This window comes from Streptococcus sp. GS001 (assembly GCF_021595565.1).
GTDB classification, from domain to species: domain Bacteria; phylum Bacillota; class Bacilli; order Lactobacillales; family Streptococcaceae; genus Streptococcus; species Streptococcus xiaochunlingii.
Map to the genome: position 1 here is coordinate 429,190 of NZ_JACSYJ010000002.1, position 17,218 is coordinate 446,407.

18 protein-coding genes are annotated in these 17,218 nt (G+C 45.2%); 17 read left to right on the top strand and 1 reads right to left on the bottom strand.

Annotated features, from left to right (window positions below; translation table 11 throughout):
* Positions 1 to 122 precede the first annotated feature (122 nt).
* The 8 genes from H8S88_RS05645 to H8S88_RS05680 all read left to right on the top strand — a co-directional run bounded on the left by H8S88_RS05645 (position 123) and on the right by H8S88_RS05680 (position 7,074).
* Positions 123 to 1,334 carry a phosphopentomutase gene (locus H8S88_RS05645; protein WP_125336166.1) on the top strand — a complete coding sequence of 404 codons (1,212 nt, stop codon included), beginning with the start codon at positions 123 to 125 and terminating at the stop codon, positions 1,332 to 1,334.
* Position 1,335: 1 nt separating this feature from the next.
* Positions 1,336 to 1,878 (top strand): DUF1697 domain-containing protein, encoded by a 543-nt coding sequence (locus H8S88_RS05650; protein WP_125336165.1) that lies wholly within the window; start codon positions 1,336 to 1,338, stop codon positions 1,876 to 1,878.
* Positions 1,879 to 1,891: 13 nt separating this feature from the next.
* Positions 1,892 to 2,701: a purine-nucleoside phosphorylase gene (locus H8S88_RS05655; protein WP_125336164.1), complete on the top strand. Its 810-nt coding sequence runs from the start codon at positions 1,892 to 1,894 to the stop codon at positions 2,699 to 2,701.
* 4 nt (positions 2,702 to 2,705) lie between these two features.
* The gene (locus H8S88_RS05660) at positions 2,706 to 3,941 is read left to right on the top strand and encodes a chloride channel protein (RefSeq protein ID WP_236128125.1); all 1,236 of its coding nucleotides are present in this window, start codon (positions 2,706 to 2,708) and stop codon (positions 3,939 to 3,941) included.
* The gene (locus tag H8S88_RS05665; protein WP_221761785.1) at positions 3,938 to 4,648 is read left to right on the top strand and encodes a type 1 glutamine amidotransferase; all 711 of its coding nucleotides are present in this window, start codon (positions 3,938 to 3,940) and stop codon (positions 4,646 to 4,648) included. The genes H8S88_RS05660 and H8S88_RS05665 overlap by 4 nt, the downstream gene beginning before the upstream one ends.
* Before the next feature lie 215 nt (positions 4,649 to 4,863).
* Entirely contained in the window at positions 4,864 to 5,574 is a 711-nt protein-coding gene (gene deoD, locus H8S88_RS05670) for a purine-nucleoside phosphorylase (protein WP_048716249.1), read from the top strand.
* Positions 5,574 to 6,332, top strand: coding sequence for a hypothetical protein (locus H8S88_RS05675; RefSeq protein ID WP_125336161.1), 759 nt, complete (start codon positions 5,574 to 5,576; stop codon positions 6,330 to 6,332). Before deoD ends, H8S88_RS05675 begins: the two co-directional genes overlap by 1 nt.
* Before the next feature lie 10 nt (positions 6,333 to 6,342).
* Entirely contained in the window at positions 6,343 to 7,074 is a 732-nt protein-coding gene (locus H8S88_RS05680; protein WP_125329468.1) for an NAD-dependent protein deacylase, read from the top strand.
* A 71-nt stretch (positions 7,075 to 7,145) separates the two neighbouring features.
* Here the strand turns inward: H8S88_RS05680 and H8S88_RS05685 are convergent, their stop codons facing one another.
* Entirely contained in the window at positions 7,146 to 8,054 is a 909-nt protein-coding gene (locus H8S88_RS05685) for a LysR family transcriptional regulator (RefSeq protein ID WP_048689847.1), read from the bottom strand.
* 138 nt (positions 8,055 to 8,192) lie between these two features.
* Here H8S88_RS05685 and H8S88_RS05690 point away from each other — a divergent pair, with 138 nt between their 5' ends.
* From H8S88_RS05690 to H8S88_RS05730, 9 genes are all read left to right on the top strand, one after another.
* Positions 8,193 to 9,560, top strand: coding sequence for a DUF6688 domain-containing protein (locus H8S88_RS05690; RefSeq protein WP_125336160.1), 1,368 nt, complete (start codon positions 8,193 to 8,195; stop codon positions 9,558 to 9,560).
* A 191-nt stretch (positions 9,561 to 9,751) separates the two neighbouring features.
* Positions 9,752 to 10,558 (top strand): dihydroorotate dehydrogenase electron transfer subunit, encoded by an 807-nt coding sequence (locus H8S88_RS05695; RefSeq protein ID WP_125336159.1) that lies wholly within the window; start codon positions 9,752 to 9,754, stop codon positions 10,556 to 10,558.
* 10 nt (positions 10,559 to 10,568) lie between these two features.
* On the top strand, positions 10,569 to 11,507 hold the full coding sequence (locus H8S88_RS05700) for a dihydroorotate dehydrogenase (RefSeq protein WP_125336158.1): 939 nt from the start codon (positions 10,569 to 10,571) through the stop codon (positions 11,505 to 11,507).
* Between the two features lie 375 nt (positions 11,508 to 11,882).
* A complete protein-coding gene (gene pyrF / locus H8S88_RS05705; protein WP_061563914.1) occupies positions 11,883 to 12,575 on the top strand; it encodes an orotidine-5'-phosphate decarboxylase in 693 nt (230 codons plus the stop codon).
* Positions 12,576 to 12,926: 351 nt separating this feature from the next.
* Entirely contained in the window at positions 12,927 to 13,556 is a 630-nt protein-coding gene (gene pyrE / locus H8S88_RS05710) for an orotate phosphoribosyltransferase (RefSeq protein ID WP_048715880.1), read from the top strand.
* 61 nt (positions 13,557 to 13,617) lie between these two features.
* Positions 13,618 to 14,487 (top strand): GNAT family N-acetyltransferase, encoded by an 870-nt coding sequence (locus H8S88_RS05715; RefSeq protein WP_125336157.1) that lies wholly within the window; start codon positions 13,618 to 13,620, stop codon positions 14,485 to 14,487.
* Between the two features lie 39 nt (positions 14,488 to 14,526).
* Positions 14,527 to 16,062, top strand: a complete 1,536-nt coding sequence (locus tag H8S88_RS05720) for a glycosyltransferase family 39 protein (RefSeq protein ID WP_125336156.1) — start codon at positions 14,527 to 14,529, stop codon at positions 16,060 to 16,062.
* Positions 16,063 to 16,071: 9 nt separating this feature from the next.
* The gene (locus H8S88_RS05725; RefSeq protein WP_125336155.1) at positions 16,072 to 16,728 is read left to right on the top strand and encodes a uracil-DNA glycosylase; all 657 of its coding nucleotides are present in this window, start codon (positions 16,072 to 16,074) and stop codon (positions 16,726 to 16,728) included.
* Between the two features lie 20 nt (positions 16,729 to 16,748).
* Positions 16,749 to 17,213 carry an NUDIX hydrolase gene (locus H8S88_RS05730; RefSeq protein WP_006596439.1) on the top strand — a complete coding sequence of 155 codons (465 nt, stop codon included), beginning with the start codon at positions 16,749 to 16,751 and terminating at the stop codon, positions 17,211 to 17,213.
* Positions 17,214 to 17,218: the final 5 nt, after the last annotated feature.

Genomic DNA, 17,218 nt, shown 5'->3' on the forward strand with positions numbered 1-17,218 from the left:
GGCATTTTGTCCTTTTTTCTGAGGATATGAAACTTATTTATAAAATTTTATATGAAAGCGTTACATTTTCAAAAAATTGTGTTATACTGTATTCAGTTTAAATTATAAAGGAGACATTCAAAATGCCAAAATTTAATCGTATGCATTTAGTTGTATTGGATTCAGTAGGGATCGGAGCAGCTCCAGATGCTAATAACTTTGTCAATGCCGGTGTACCTGATGGCGCATCTGACACACTTGGACACATTTCAAAAGCAGTTGGTTTGAATGTACCAAACATGGCAAAACTTGGTCTTGGAAATATTCCGCGTGAACAACCCTTGAAGACTGTTCCAGCTGAGAGCAATCCAACTGGTTACGCAACGAAGTTAGAAGAAGTCTCTCTTGGAAAAGATACCATGACAGGTCACTGGGAAATCATGGGCCTTAATATTACAGAACCGTTTGATACTTTCTGGAATGGATTCCCAGAAGAAATTATTACTAAGATTGAAGAATTCTCAGGTCGTAAGGTCATCCGCGAAGCTAACAAACCTTATTCTGGTACAGCGGTCATCGATGACTTCGGACCACGCCAAATGGAAACTGGCGAGTTGATCATCTATACATCGGCTGACCCAGTTCTTCAAATCGCAGCTCACGAAGACATCATTCCTTTGGATGAACTCTACCGTATCTGTGAATATGCTCGTTCTATTACGTTGGAACGTCCAGCACTTCTAGGACGGATTATCGCCCGCCCTTATGTTGGAGAGCCAGGAAACTTCACACGTACGGCTAACCGTCGTGACTTGGCTGTTTCACCATTTGCGCCAACTGTTTTGGATAAATTGAATGAAGCTGGTATCGATACTTACTCAGTTGGTAAGATCAGCGATATCTTCAACGGCGCTGGTATCAACCACGATATGGGCCATAACAAATCAAACAGCCACGGTATTGACAACTTGATCAAGGCTATGAAATCAGAAGACTTTAAACATGGCTTCTCGTTCACTAACTTGGTAGACTTCGATGCCCTTTATGGACACCGTCGTGATCCACATGGTTACCGTGATTGCTTGCATGAGTTTGACGAGCGCTTGCCAGAAATCATCGCAGCGATGCGTGAAGATGACCTCTTGATGATCACGGCTGACCACGGAAATGACCCAACTTACGCTGGTACAGACCATACGCGTGAATACATCCCATTCTTGGCTTACAGCCCATCCTTCAAAGGTAGTGGCTTGATCCCAGTTGGACACTTTGCGGATATCTCAGCGACAGTGGCGGACAACTTCGGTGTGGAGAAAGCCATGATCGGTGAAAGCTTCTTAGATAAATTGGTCTAAGATGACGCGTTTTGCCTTACTCGTAAGAGGAATCAATGTTGGCGGCAAGAATAAGGTGGTCATGGCGGATCTGCGTCAGCAATTGACGGATCTAGGCCTCGGCCAAGTGGAAACCTACATCAATAGTGGCAATATCTTCTTTACGACGGATCTTCCCCGGACTCAGTTAGTGGAGGAGCTGTCGACCTTCTTTGAAACCTACTATCCTTTCATACAGCGCTTTTCTCTCCTGAGTCGAGAAGACTATGAAGCAGAATGTGCGAACTTGCCGAACTGGTGGACAGAAGAGATGGCCCGCAAGGATGTCCTCTTTTACACCGAGGGCTTGGATAGGGAATCCGTAGAAGAGAAGCTGCTGGCTTTGAAGCTAGGAGAAGAAGTGCTCCACTTTGGCAAGGTAGCGGTTTTCTGGGGGAAATTCTCAGAAGCAAGCTATGCTAAAACGGCCTACCACAAACATCTGATGAAGATGCCTTTCTATCGCCAGATGACTATTCGCAACTCCAACACCTTTGACAAAATCGGTGCATTACTTAAGAAATAATAGGAGGAACACAATGACATTATTAGCAAAAATCAATGAAACAGCAGCATTTTTGAAGGGCAAAGGAATCGAAGCTCCTGAGTTTGGTTTGATCCTTGGATCAGGTCTTGGAGAATTGGCTGAGGAAATCGAAAATGCCGTCGTAGTAGACTACTCTGACATTCCAAACTGGGGTCAATCAACAGTAGTCGGACATGCTGGTAAATTGGTTTATGGTGATCTAGCTGGACGTAAAGTCTTGGCCCTTCAAGGACGTTTCCACTTCTACGAAGGAAACCCATTAGAAGTGGTGACTTTCCCAGTTCGTGTCATGAAAGTTTTGGGATGTGAAGGGGTTCTTGTCACCAACGCTGCTGGTGGTATCGGATATGGACCAGGTACCTTGATGGCTATCACTGACCACATCAACATGACAGGTCAAAACCCATTGATCGGTGAAAACTTGGAAGACTTTGGTCCACGTTTTCCTGATATGTCCAAAGCTTACACTCCAGAATACCGCGAGACTGCTCATCGAGTAGCGGACAAATTGGGTATTAAATTGGATGATGGAGTTTACATCGGTGTGACAGGTCCTACCTATGAAACTCCAGCTGAAATCCGTGCATATAAGACTCTTGGAGCAGACGCTGTCGGTATGTCAACTGTTCCTGAAGTCATCGTTGCTGCTCACTCTGGTTTGAAAGTTCTTGGTATTTCATGTATTACCAACTTTGCGGCTGGTTTCCAAGAAGAGCTCAACCACGAAGAAGTCGTAGAAGTGACAGAACGTGTCAAAGGTGACTTTAAAGGATTGCTAAAAGCGATTCTTGCTGAACTCTAATCCAATGAAAGTACGACTCCAAAGTCTGCCCTACGGACTGAGGGTGCTTCTAGCTACCTTATCATTAGGGATCGGGACGGGTCTGGTCGGCATTGCCTGTCATTATCTACTAGAAGGGGTGCAAGGGCTGGCCTTTGGCCAAGCTAGTTCAGATTTACTTCAGATATTTCAAGAAGCTGGAGATCTCCGTAGATTTCTGGTCTTATGTGTGACTGGGTGCTTGGCAGCTGGCTTCTGGTATGTCCTGCAAAGGCGTCATAAGATTCTGTCTATTCGCCAGCAAATTGACCTAGCTGGAGACAGGGAACCAGCGCCCTTCCCCCACCTCCTTCATGCAGGGATGCAGGTTGCGATTGTCGGAGCAGGTGCATCGGTCGGAAAAGAAGGAGCCCCACGTGAGGTCGGGGCTCTTCTAGCTGGTCGCTTGGCGAAGGGATTCTCACTAGCTCTCAAAGAGCGAAAAGTCTTGATTGCCTGTGGGGCTGGAGCTGGTTTGGCTGCGGTCTATCAGGTCCCCTTTGCCAGTAGCTTGTTCGTCTTTGAGACTTTGGGACTCGCCTACAGTTGGCAGAATCTTCTGCTGGTTTTGACCAGTACTTATCTGGCCACCTGGGTCGCTCGTCCCATCGTTGGTCAGGAGGCCATTTATCACCTGTTCGCAGTTTCATGGTCGGCTAACAGTTTCTTACAGGCTATTGTGATTGCTTTCTTGGTCACTCCCTTGGCTCTGATCTTTGCTTTCCTCGCCAAGCGGGCTAGTCACAAACGGCGGAAGGATGGGACGATTCTTTGGGCTCTTCCTCTAGCCTTTCTAGTGCTGGGTAGCCTAGTAGCCTTTTTGCCTATCTTTATGGGAAATGGCCAGGTACTGGCGCAAGCCCTCTTGTCTAGCCAGTCGATTCCTTATCTTCCTCTGACTCTTGTAGTGAAGGGACTTCTGGTTTATCTCCTCTTGCGTAATGGTGCTTATGGGGGAACCTTGACACCATCATTTGCCTTAGGGATTGGATCTGGCTACCTAGTGATCTTGCTTTTGACAGTCCTTGGGATTCATTTGGATCCTGCTCTAGGGATGTTACTCGGAGCGACAGTCTTTTTAGGTACGACCTTAAAAGCTCCTCTGACAGCCATTGCCCTGAGCCTTGGATTTACAGGCCAAACTTGGAGTTTGACAATCCCGCTTGTATTTGCGGCTGGTCTGTCATACGTGATTCGAAAGAGATGGGAGAAGAAACGATGAAGGTACATTTTGTACTGCATGAAACCTTTGAAGTGCCGGGTGCTTATCTAAAATGGGCACAGGAGCGTGGCCATCAAGTGACCACGACTAAAGTCTATGAGAATGAAGCTCTACCAGAGACAGTGGATGAGATCGACTTTTTGATCGTCATGGGAGGACCTCAATCACCGGATGAAGATCGAGAAGCTTTTCCATACTACGATCCTCAGGCAGAAATCGAGCTGATTCAAAAGGCCATCGAGGCAGATCGTTATATTGTTGGCGTCTGCCTTGGTGCCCAGCTTCTGTCTGTTGCCTATGGAGCGAAGTATGAGCACAGTCCTGAGCGCGAGATTGGGGTTTATCCTGTGACCTTGACGCCTGAAGGACTCACAGATCCGCATGTAGGTGATTTTGGAGAAACGTTTGAAACCGGTCACTGGCATGGTGATATGCCAGGATTGACAGAAGATGCTGTCGTTCTTGCGACCAGTCAAGGTTGTCCACGTCAGATGATTCGCTTCAGTCCGAAACATTATGCCTTCCAAGCCCACTTGGAATTTGATCCAGAAGCAATTAATCTCCTGATTTCTGCGGACGGTGAAGATGTCATAGAAGAACAAAGTCAAAAATTGACCTTTGTTCAAAACCCTCAAGCCATTCGATCTTACGATTATCGAGAAATGAATGCCAAACTCTTTGCGTTTTTGGATTCATTAACAAAATAAATATAAAAAAGAAAGGTAGAGCATGTGTTCTGATTTGAACACGAGCGGAAAGCTCTCCTAATTACTCAATAAAAAAAGAAAGGATGGGTTAACCGTATTCGCTGAACTGAATACGGGTGGAGAACTGTGTAAAAAAGATAAACTGTCTAGCATCTGCGATGCGTCGTCAGTTTCCTATTTTTACTTTGTTCTCTGTCGCCCTTTATATCTTAATTATGTCTATCCATATTGCTGCTAAGCAAGGTGAAATTGCTGATAAAATTCTCCTTCCTGGAGATCCTCTTCGTGCGAAATTTATCGCTGAGAATTTCCTTGAGGATGCTGTATGTTTTAACGAAGTCCGTAACATGTTTGGTTACACAGGTACTTACAAGGGTCATCGTGTATCTGTCATGGGCACTGGGATGGGGATGCCATCCATCTCCATCTATGCGCGTGAGTTGATCGTGGACTACGGTGTGAAGAAATTGATCCGTGTGGGTACAGCTGGTTCTTTGAATGGCGATGTCCACGTCCGTGAATTGGTCTTGGCGCAAGCTGCCGCAACCAACTCAAACATCATCCGTAACGACTGGCCTCAATACGATTTCCCACAAATCGCTAGCTTTGATTTGCTAGATAAAGCCTACCACATTGCCAAAGACCTCGGCATGACCACTCACGTTGGTAATGTCTTGTCTTCTGATGTCTTCTATTCAAACTACTTTGAAAAGAACTTGGAGCTTGGTAAATGGGGCGTGAAAGCTGTGGAAATGGAAGCAGCGGCTCTTTACTATCTTGCTGCTCAACACCATGTGGATGCCCTTGCCATCATGACCATTTCTGATAGCTTGGTCAATCCAGATGAGGATACGACTGCAGAAGAACGTCAAAATACTTTCACTGACATGATGAAAGTTGGTCTTGAGACCTTGATCGCGGACTAATGACAGAATACCTTCATGATGAGTGGCTCTACGACCTTCAGACCTACCAGTATAGTCGGGCCCTACGCTCTGCTAAGAAGCAGAAGAGCGTGCCAGAGCTGGTCTTGACCTTATTGCAGTTAATGGCAGAGCGTCGAGAGCTCAATATCCGACCAATCATGAACCCAAAGTTGAAAACTGACTTGCTAGAAGCGACAGGTTTTCAGCTTTTTTGGCATGAGGACCCAGAAGAGGAACAGTTGGCTAACTACCTTTACGACCTAGAGGCCAAACTTCGCAATGATCAGATCATCGACTTCGTTCGTGCGGTGAGCCCAGCTATTTATCGGATCTTTATGCGCTTGATTGAGTTGCAGATCCCTAATATTGCGGACTACATTCACAACTCCAAAGAGTCCAGCTATGACCATTGGAAGTTTGACAAGATCCGGGCCTCTGACAATCCAGCCTTGCAACAATTCCATAGTGAGAGTGCGGTCAATTCGTCCAGTTTAACGGAGTTGATCTTACTCTTGGACTTGCCAGATTCCTCCAAGGATGCGGCCAAGCAACTGCGGGAGTTGGAGAAATCTGTCCGCAATCCTCTAGCTCACTTGATCAAACCCTTTGATGAGGAAGAATTGCACCGGACGACTGGATTCTCTTCCAAGCATTTTATGGAGCTCTTGGTCAGCTTGGCTCAGGAGACGGGGATTGTTTACCAGCCAGATCCTTTTTATTTCGATCAGGCCAATGCTGTTATCGAGGCACTCTTGTAAGGAGGAAGACATGGATAAACTGAAAGAATTGCAAGACATCATTGATCAGAGTCAAAAGATTGTCTTCTTTGGTGGGGCTGGCGTCTCAACGGAGTCCAATATTCCAGACTTTCGTAGCTCAGATGGGGTCTATAGTGTCACCTTGGGTCGGCATTTTACGGCTGAGCAACTGGTCTCTCATACCATGTTTGAGCGTTATCCAGAGGACTTTTTCGACTTTTACAAGAAGTACCTGCTCTATCCAGATGCCAAGCCCAATGCAGCTCATCGCTATCTGGCTTGGCTGGAAGAAACTGGTAAACTCAAAGCAGTCGTGACGCAAAATATTGATAGTCTCCATGAAATGGCAGGGTCTAAAAAAGTCTTGAAACTCCATGGTAGTGCCGACCGTAATTACTGTACCGGTTGCCAGCGCTTTTATGATTTAGAGGCTTTTCTAGCTTTGGAAGGGCCTGTTCCACACTGTCTCGATTGTGGTAAGGTGGTCAAGCCGGATGTAACCCTCTACGAGGAACCTCTAGATATGGACGTCTTTAGCCAATCAGCCAAAGCCATCCAAGAGGCTGATCTACTGATTATCGGTGGTACCTCCCTCGTCGTCTACCCAGCAGCCAGCCTGATCCAGTATTTCCAAGGGGAGAAGCTGGTCGTCATCAATAAGACCAACATCCCACAGGACAAGAAAGCAGACCTGGTCATCGAAGGGAAGATTGGCCAAGTATTTTCAAAATTAAGACAATAAAAGAACACCTGAGAGAAGTGGAAACCCACTTGTTTCAGGTGTTTTATTGTGCTTGTGTAACTGGTTAGTTCTTATTTATCAAATTGGACTTCCTCAAGTAAGTATTCGATAAATTTCTCACCCATTTTAGAGAGGCTGGCTTTCTCGTGTTGGATGTAGACCAGCTCGATTGGGTCATCGATATCTAGCGGGATGGAGACGATATTGTCTCCGTTGAGGTTGCTGTTAAGGATACCGGTCGCAATGGTGTAGCCGTCCAGACCAATCAAGAGATTGAAGAGGGTGGCACGGTCACTGACAACGATGGACTTCTTGTGATGCTCTTGGGAGAGGATCTCTTCTGAGAAGTAGAAGGAGTTGTGGGTCCCTTGGTCGTAGCTGAGATAAGGGAAGTCTTCTAGATCTTCTAATTTCACCACCTCTTTGTTAGCTAGAGGGTTAGTCTTGCTGACGAAGATATGAGGTTGGGCAGTGAAGAGGTGGGTTGCCTTGAGGTGGCTGTCATCCAGCATTTTGGAGAGGACATCCCGGTTATAGCCATTAAGGAAGAGGACACCGATCTCACTACGGAAGTTCTTGACGTCATCGATGATTTCCCAGGTTCTGGTCTCCCGTAGGAAGAGCTCGTATTTCTCCATATCGCTTTTCTTGAGGAGAGAGACGAAGGCTTCGACTACGAAGGCATAGTGCTGGGAGGATACGCTAAATAGCTCCCGATTGGCTACTGGATTTTTATAGCGTTCTTCTAAGAGTTGGGTCTGCTCGACGACTTGACGAGCATAAGAAAGGAACTCCATCCCATCCTTGGTCAGAGTAATTCCTTTGGGATTACGGATGAAGATATCAATTCCCATTTCTTTTTCCAAGTCCCGCACAGCATTGGACAAACTTGGCTGGGTGATGAAGAGTTGCTTGGACGCCTCATTCATAGAGCCTGTTTCGACGATTTTGATAATGTAATGTAATTGTTGGATTCTCATGCTTATATTTTAACATATTTTTGACAGAAAATCCCAGCTAGTATCAGTCTCTAGAAGGATTTTTCCCTATAAAACAGGTTTAGAATTGAAGGATTGATTGTAGCTTGATAAAATGAGGGAAATGATGGAGGAGATGTGATGAAGAAAATCGTTTTCTGGTACAAAAAATGGAATAAGGAACTGGAGACCAAATTTTTTGCCAGTTTAGTAAAGATAAACTTTATGACCAATTTACTGATCTTTCTTGGTTTGTACGTCTTTCTAATTCTAGGGAGCTTACCGGGAAATATCCAATCTTTGGGTTTCTGGAATGCTATTTTTGGAGTCGCAATATACAGTGTTACAATTCTTGTTCATGCCCTAGGGGTTAGTTATTTTGTTCCCAATATCTTTGTGATTTTGTATGTTATTTCTCGCTGGTCTACGATTCAGGCCCAGACCTTAGAAAAGGAACTGGTCGGTGTCTATGAAGAGAAAGAAGAAGAAAAAATTAAACGAAGGGTCAATAATCGCAAGTACTTTGTGATCCTTTGGATAGGAGTCTTTGGCTGTATTCTGGAATCCTTCGTCATCTATCTGGTAAAGGATTTGACAGATTATGATTGGACCAAACAGCTCATCAATGAGCAGAAGCATACCATGATTTGGTCGGAGGCTCTCCCGACGATTCTTGCTTTGGCACTGATTTCTTTCCTAGCTCTGGTCATTTATTCTTACCGAGATGCCAATTCCTTGTCTCCACTTTTAAATATCTTTTGTATTAGTGGGATATTGATGGGATTGGTATTGTTAGCGGTATTTGACATCCAGTTACAAGTCATCGGTTGTCATACGGTCTTCTTGTTGGTTTATTCTATTAGTCTCTTGCGGACCAGGATGAAGGAGTGGGAGGGTGCTGATCCCATTAGGGTCTATGACAATCCAATTCTCCAGCGCTTTCACCTGATCCTCCACCAATCCAAACACTGGCCTTGGTTGGCAGTCGTCTTTGCTCTCCCCTTGTTAGCAGTATTGGTCATGGTTCTCATGCTCTTTGGTCAACGTCCTGATAGCTTGGTCAAGGCCTGGACCAATACGGCAGATTGGACCTTCTCGGAAAAGATCCCTCCTCAGAATCTCATCATGGATGAGCACTATCTCTGTACGGTTGCGGCTGGTGGCCATGAAAAAGTTGTCAAGCCCCAACGGATGGGAGTCCGGCACGGTCATCCTGTTGTGGTGAATCGCCAGCTCTGTATTGCCAATGCCTTTGAGCAGGTGCTAGAAGAAAAGACGCCAGGTTTCCATCGTTTCCTACGTCGTAATTATGACCGCTATGGCTATCCCTTTGCCAAACATATCAAGAAGAAATGGGCCATGGATGTCATTTACTATCTGATGAAGCCCCTGGAATGGATCTTTTTGTTGGTTCTCTACTTGGTCGATCGCAAGCCAGAAAATCGCATCGCTTTACAGTATATCCCACCGGTACCAGAAGGGTTTTCTCCTGAGACAGATGGGAAATGAGCGGAGCCATCGGGCTTCTACTTGACAAGCGACAAGGAGAGCGATATAATGAGACAAATTTAACCTTTAAGGGGTCCAGAGAGGCCTGCAAGGAAAGACAGAAAAAAGATCAGCGGACCGAGTCTAGCTGATCATTTGTAGGACCTTGCTTTTGCGAGGTCTTTTTTGCTGGAAGAAAGAAGAGGAAACCAATGGTCAGTGACAGCTGTAAGAAACGGTTTGGAAAAATCATGATGGAAGACATGGAGTTAATCGCTCAAGAAGAGATTGCGCCACGGATTTTTTCAATGGTCTTGAAGGGGGAAATGGTGGAGCAGATGCTACCGGGGCAGTTTCTCCATATCCGTGTACCGGATGACTCTAAACTCCTCCGTCGTCCTATTTCCATCTCAGAGATTTATCCAGACAGCCAGACCTGTCGCCTCATCTATCGGGTAGAAGGGGGAGGGACAGCCATCTTTTCTCACTTGCCTGTCGGTAGCTTCCTCAGTGTCATGGGTCCTCAAGGAAATGGCTTTGACCTAAAAGGTCTTGGTCAAGGGGCGCGTGCCTTGATCATCGGTGGCGGGATTGGAGTACCTCCTTTGGTCCAAGTGGCTAAACAGCTACATGATCAGGGAGTAGAAGTCCATTCTGTTCTTGGATTTGCCAATAAAGAAGCGGTTATTCTCGAAGAAGAATTGAAGCAGTACGGCCAAGTCACCATTACAACAGACGATGGTTCTTATGGCACTGAGGGCTATGTTTCTACGGTCATTGATCAGATGGACCAGGAGTTTGACGCTATCTATTCTTGTGGAGCACCTGGCATGCTCAAATATGTCAATACCAAATTCCATGACCATCCCCGCGCCTACATTTCTATGGAATCGCGTATGGCTTGTGGGATGGGTGCTTGCTATGCCTGTGTAGTGCATCTGGAAAATGAGAGCCAAGCAGCTAATAAGCGCGTGTGTGAAGACGGACCGGTCTTTGAAACCGGTACGATTGTGATGTAGGGAGGAAAGTATGACAAGTAATCGATTAGCTGTATCCTTACCAGGATTAGACTTAAAAAACCCCATCATTCCAGCTTCCGGCTGTTTTGGCTTTGGTCAGGAATATGCCAAATACTATGATTTAGACATATTAGGATCCATTATGATCAAGGCAACGACAGCTGAGCCTCGTTTTGGAAATCCGACTCCCCGTGTCGCTGAGACTCCTGCAGGCATGCTCAATGCCATTGGGCTCCAAAATCCTGGCGTCGACGTGGTACTAGCAGAGAAACTCCCTTGGTTGGCTCAGCATTATCCAGATCTACCGATTATCGCCAATGTAGCTGGCTTCTCCAATGAAGAGTATGCCACGGTATCTGGCAAGATCTCGCAAGCGCCAAATGTCAAGGCCATCGAGCTCAATATCTCTTGTCCAAACGTAGATCATGGCAACAATGGCCTCTTAATCGGACAGGTTCCAGAGTTGGCTTATGATGCAGTAAAAGCAGCGGTAGAAGCTTCCTCCGTCCCTGTCTATGTCAAATTAACACCTAGTGTTGCGGACATTACTCAAGTCGCCAAGGCTGCAGAAGATGCAGGAGCGAGTGGCTTGACCATGATCAACACGCTGGTCGGGATGCGCTTTGACCTCAAGACAGGCAAGCCCATCATTGCCAATGGCACCGGAGGTATGTCAGGTCCAGCTATCTTCCCAGTAGCCTTGAAACTCATCCGCCAAGTAGCCCAATCGACCAAACTGCCAATTATTGGCATGGGTGGTGTGGATTCAGCAGAAGCAGCCCTGGAGATGTTTATTGCTGGTGCCTCTGCAATCGGAGTCGGAACTGCTAACTTTACAGATCCATATGCTTGTCCGACCATTATCCAAGAATTACCAAAGGTCATGGATCAGTATGGAATAACTAGCTTGGAAGATTTGCGTCGGCATGTCCGAGAAAATCTATTATAAGGATTATCAAGAAAATAAAAAACGCCTGCTGGCTACAACTCCAACAGGCTACTGAGTAAGTTACAACTAAAACAACCCTTACTCAGCATAGAAAATATCTTACAGGAAAATCGGTAATATGTCAAGTTTTTTGTTATGATCAAGGACTCATACTAGTCTAATCCGAAAAGACAGACTGAATCCGAACGTTTTTCGATTATTTCTTGACTTTTCTTTCATATCGTACTACAATGTAGAAAAACCTTTAAAGTAGTCCTGAGAGGCTCCTAAGGTCTAGACGGTGAATCAGGGTAGATACTACCTAATTTTCGTGTAACCTTGCCTCGGGCAAGGTTTTTTTGTGGAAAAAATGTCAACCATAAAAAGGAGAAACCCATGCGTGAAGAACGTCCCATCATCGCCCTTGATTTTCCAGCTTTTGAAGATGTCAAAAACTTTCTAGAACATTTCCCAGAAGATGAAAAACTGTTTGTAAAAATCGGAATGGAATTTTTCTATGCAGTCGGCCCAGAAATTGTTCACTATCTGAAAGGTCGTGGCCATAGCATTTTTTTGGATTTAAAATTGCACGACATCCCAAATACGGTTAAGTCAGCCATGTCTGTCCTAGGCACCTTTGGTGTGGATATGGTGACAGTTCATGCAGCAGGTGGTGTAGAGATGATGCGCGAAGCCAAAAAAGCACTTGGACCAGGAGCTAAGTTGGTAGCGGTGACTCAATTGACTTCTACCAGTGAAGAAGACATGCGTGATTGCCAAAACATCCAAACCACTGTCCAAGAATCAGTAGTTAATTATGCCCGTAAGGCGCAAGAAGCAGGCTTGGATGGCGTTGTCTGCTCAGCCCATGAAGTAGATTTGATCAAGAAAGCTACATCAGAAGAGTTTGTTTGTGTGACCCCAGGGATCCGTCCTGCAGGAGCAGAAATTGGTGACCAAAAACGGGTCATGACCCCACAAGAAGCCCATAAAATTGGCTCTGACTACATTGTTGTTGGACGTCCAATTATCCAAGCTGAAAATCCATGGGACGCTTACCATGAGATTAAGAGACAATGGAATAGTTAAGAACGTCTAAGAAGCTGTGCTTCAAGACGTTCTACGGGAAGCCTGATAAGGCCTTCCCTAAACTATTCACTAGATTATGAGAATAAAAAGTATCGTTTTATTCTCATAATCGTCGGAACACTAATTGCTACTAAAAGTGAAACTTTTGTAGCTCTACGGGAAGCCCGACGGGGCCTTCCCTAACGCCTTCACTAGATCTCAGAAGAGAAAATTATCGTTTCTCTTCTGAGATCGTCGGAATAATTAAGTCCGATAGGGCCTTCCCTGAACTATTCACTAACCTGTACAGTCGTTTAAAAATAAATCATTGATTTAATTCGTATTCGATTAAAATCGTGAAAAGGAGTTATCATGTCATTAGCTAAAGATATTGCCAGCCATCTTCTAAAAATTGAAGCTGTTTATTTGAAACCAGAAGAGCCTTTTACGTGGGCTTCTGGGATTAAGTCCCCTATTTATACGGATAACCGTGTGACCCTTGCTTATCCAGAAACTCGTACTTTGATTGAGAATGGCTTCGTGGACAAAATCAAGGAAGCTTTCCCTGAAGTAGAAGTGATTGCTGGAACGGCAACTGCTGGGATTCCTCACGGAGCTATTATTGCGGACAAGATGAATTTGCCATTTGCCTACATCCGTAGCAAACCAAAAGACCACGGTGCTGGTAACCAAATTGAAGGCCGTGTACCACAAGGTCAAAAGATGGTCGTAGTGGAAGACTTGATTTCTACTGGTGGGTCTGTTTTGGAGGCTGTCGCAGCTGCGAAGCGCGAAGGAGCAGATGTCCTTGGTGTGGTGGCTATTTTCACCTACCAATTGGAGAAAGCCGATAAGAAATTTGCGGAAGCTGGCGTTCAACTTGAAACCTTGTCTAACTACACAGAATTGATCCATTTGGCTGAAGAACAAGGTTACATCACTTCTGAAGGTTTGGAACTGTTACGCCGTTTCAAGGAAAACCAAGAAACCTGGCAAGACTAAAGTATAATGGAGGAGGGCCAACACTTGGCTCTCCTTTTGTTTTGTAAAGGAAGGAAAAATAATGAAGCTTGAAAGACGCACTCGTCTGAGTCTAGAAGAAAAGAAGCAGTGTGAGCAGCTTGTGAGAGCCTGTCACCAAAATGACCATACCTATCGCTTGCCTTATTTGGACAATCTCTATAATGATGATCCTACGATGCCAGCATTTATCCTTGCATTGGTGGAGGGACAGCTGGTAGGATTTTTGTCCATCTATGCGGATGAACCCAAAGAAGCTGAGGTTCAGCTCTTTGTGACACCTTCTTTTCGTAGACAAGGGATTGCTCGTTCCTTATGGGAAGACTTTATGGACTTGGCCAAGGACTTTCAGCTAGAAAACCGCTTGTATGTATCAGAACTTCGCTTTTTGGACCAGCACCCAGAGTTACTTAGCCATTTTCATTTAGTGGAGGCAGATGAGGAAGACCACGAACTGTGGTTGGATGCACCTTGTCAAGTCACTGACCATGAGAAGAGAGTAGGGCTGATGGTGTTGGAAGCTGAGGAGTCCATTCTCCCAGAGATTGCTCGCTTTCAATCTAAGGCTTTTGAGACAGATCTTGACTATGCCCTCAAGTATGCGACTGAGTCCTTAGAGGGGGAGGATACCCGTCTCTTTGTCTTACTTGACCAAGAGCAAGTCCTTGCTTCTGTTACGGTGGATCTATCTCAGGGTACGACCTATTTCTTCGGATTAGCCGTTGACCCGGATCATCTTCGCAAAGGGTACGCACGCTATCTCTTACGAAGTGTGATGAATCAGATGGCTGCAGAAATGGAGCAGCAATTTCAGATTGTCGTTGAAAAAGAGAATCAAGTAGCCCTGTGTCTTTATCTAAGCCTTGGCTTCACCATCCAAACTGAAGTCCTCTATTTGATGGAGAGCCGATAGAATCCAGCGAAATCCCTATTTTTTTGCTATAATGGAGCTATGTTAGTAAAAAGTAAAAAAGTCTTATTTGGCTTTCTCCATCTGGTCATGTTGTTCCTGATGGTACACTGGTTTATCATTAGTGTCGTCTACCTAAAAGATATTTCGGGATGGGGACTTGTAGTTGGGGGACTTGTCTTCCTCCTAGCTTATGTTGGTCGCTCCTACCTCAAAAGAGCCTTTGCCTGGTTGATGAAACATAAGACAGGATTTATGCTGGGAGCAATTCTGGTTCAGATTGTTTTTATGCTATCTGCAGAATTGTTGATTCGTCGGGATGCTGCGGTGGTCTATACGGGAGCCTTTAGCCTTCTAAAAGAGTCCTCTATCTCAAGCTACCTGAGTCGGAATCCCAATAACCTTCCCTTGTTCTTGTACGAACGCTTTTTCTACCAAATCTTTGGTGGAGCAGGCCTCTGGGTCATGCAAGTTCTCAACATGGTTTTTGTGAATGCAGGAGCTATCCTCTTGTATCGTTTAGGACTAAAACATTATGACCAAAAAGTGGCAGATTGGGTGTATACCCTCTATGTGGCCTTAATCTGTTATTCCCCTTATTTTTACTCCATGTACACTGATATTCCGCCTCTTCCTCTCATCGCCTTGCAATTAGGGCTAGCCTTGGATCTCTTAAAAGGGGGCGACAGTGGTGCACAATGGAAAACCTCCTTGTTATTTGGACTATTATCAGGTCTGACCATGCTTATTCGTCCGACGACCATTATTGTCGTGATAGCCTTTTGGATGGTTCTTTTCTTTAAAGAGCAGTGGAAGGTCTTTGGTAAAGTCTTTGCTTTAACCCTTTTATCAACTGGTCTGGTCTATGGAGCCCTTAATACAGCTGTCAAACACCAAACAGCAGTTCCTATTCTCGAAGGGGAAGGTCTGGCCAAGGGTCCTCTCTTGTTTATTAACCTGGGCTTGACGGATATTGGTCATAACCAAGCAGATATGAAAGAGGGGCTCTTGAAATATGTCGACGAAGATAAGCGAGATGAGTACAATAATGGGATGTTCAAGAACGAATATATCATTAAAGAAATCAAACGGCGCTTGAAGGAATATGGCCCGATTGGACTCCTGGGACACCTTTATACCAAGCAATCCTTGACGGTGGCAGAAGGGACACTTGGTTGGCTCTATCGGGATGTGGAGTATGAGAAGACTCCCGTTATCAATCCTCTTTACGAGCGCTACACTAAGAATTTCCCCTTTGCTAAGTGGGTTCGGACCTACTTCTTGAGTACGGATCGTCCTCAATACAAATATTATGAGTTCCTTAAACAAGTCATTTGGATCATCATGGCAGCTGGCCTGGTCCTTGTCTATCTGAAGAAAAGAGAAGAGGATGATATCCACTTCTTGTCATTAGCTGTATTTGGTGGACTCCTCTTTTTGACCATCTTTGAAGGTGGAAAAACTCGCTACCTTATTCAATTTTTACCACAAATTCTCTTACTAGCTTCAATTGGTCTAGCGGATCGCCCAAAGAAATGGCTTCTCGCTAGCAAAGGCTCTTCAGAAACCCATATGTAAGGAGATAGCATGCAGCATTCAAGTTGGCACCAATTGCTTAAGGAGCAGCTTCCAGAGGGCTACTTTAAGCAAATTAATCAATTTTTAGACCAGGTCTATGCATCAGGGACAATCTATCCGCCTCGTGAAAAGGTATTTCAGGCCTTAAAGACAACGAATCTGGAAGAGGTTAAGGTCGTGATTCTGGGTCAGGATCCCTATCACGGTCCTGGTCAAGCACAGGGACTTAGCTTTTCTGTACCGGATGACATCCCAGCACCTCCATCCTTGCAAAACATTTTAAAGGAGTTGTTGGAAGATGTGGGGGTTAAAACTTCCCATGATTTGACGCCTTGGGCAGAGCAAGGGGTTCTCTTACTCAATGCCTGTCTGACAGTGCCTGCTGGGCAAGCCAATGGGCACGCTGGCCTGATTTGGGAAGAGTTTACAGATGCAGTTATTCGCCTAGTCAGCCAAGAGGAGGAGCATGTTGTCTTTATTCTGTGGGGTGCCTATGCTCGGAAGAAGAAGTCTTTGATTGATGCAAGCAAACACTTGATTATTGAAAGTGCCCATCCCAGTCCCTTATCGGCCTATCGCGGTTTCTTTGACTCCCGTCCTTTTTCAAGGGCTAACGCTTATTTAACGGAGATGGGTCGCGAGCCGATTGATTGGTTGCGAAGTTAGGAAAATAGAAAGAAGAAATAATGCCACAGTTAGCTACAATTTGCTATATCGATAATGGAGAAGCGTTTTTGATGCTTCATCGCAATAAAAAGCCCAATGATGTCCATGAAGGCAAGTGGATCGGGGTTGGTGGAAAATTAGAACGCGGGGAAACTCCTCAAGAATGTGCTGCTAGAGAAATTCTTGAAGAAACGGGTCTAGTTGCTAAGCCAGTTCTAAAAGGAATTATCACCTTCCCTGAATTTACTCCCGATCTAGACTGGTACACCTATGTCTTCAAGGTGACAGAGTTTGAAGGGGAACTCATCGAGTGTAACGAGGGGACACTGGAGTGGGTGCCTTATGATCAAGTCTTAAGTAAGCCAACTTGGGAGGGGGACCACACCTTTGTTGAGTGGCTCTTGGAGGATAAACCCTTCTTTTCAGCTATGTTCCGCTATGATGGGGATCGCTTGCTAGAGACCCATGTTGATTTCTATGAATAAAGGAG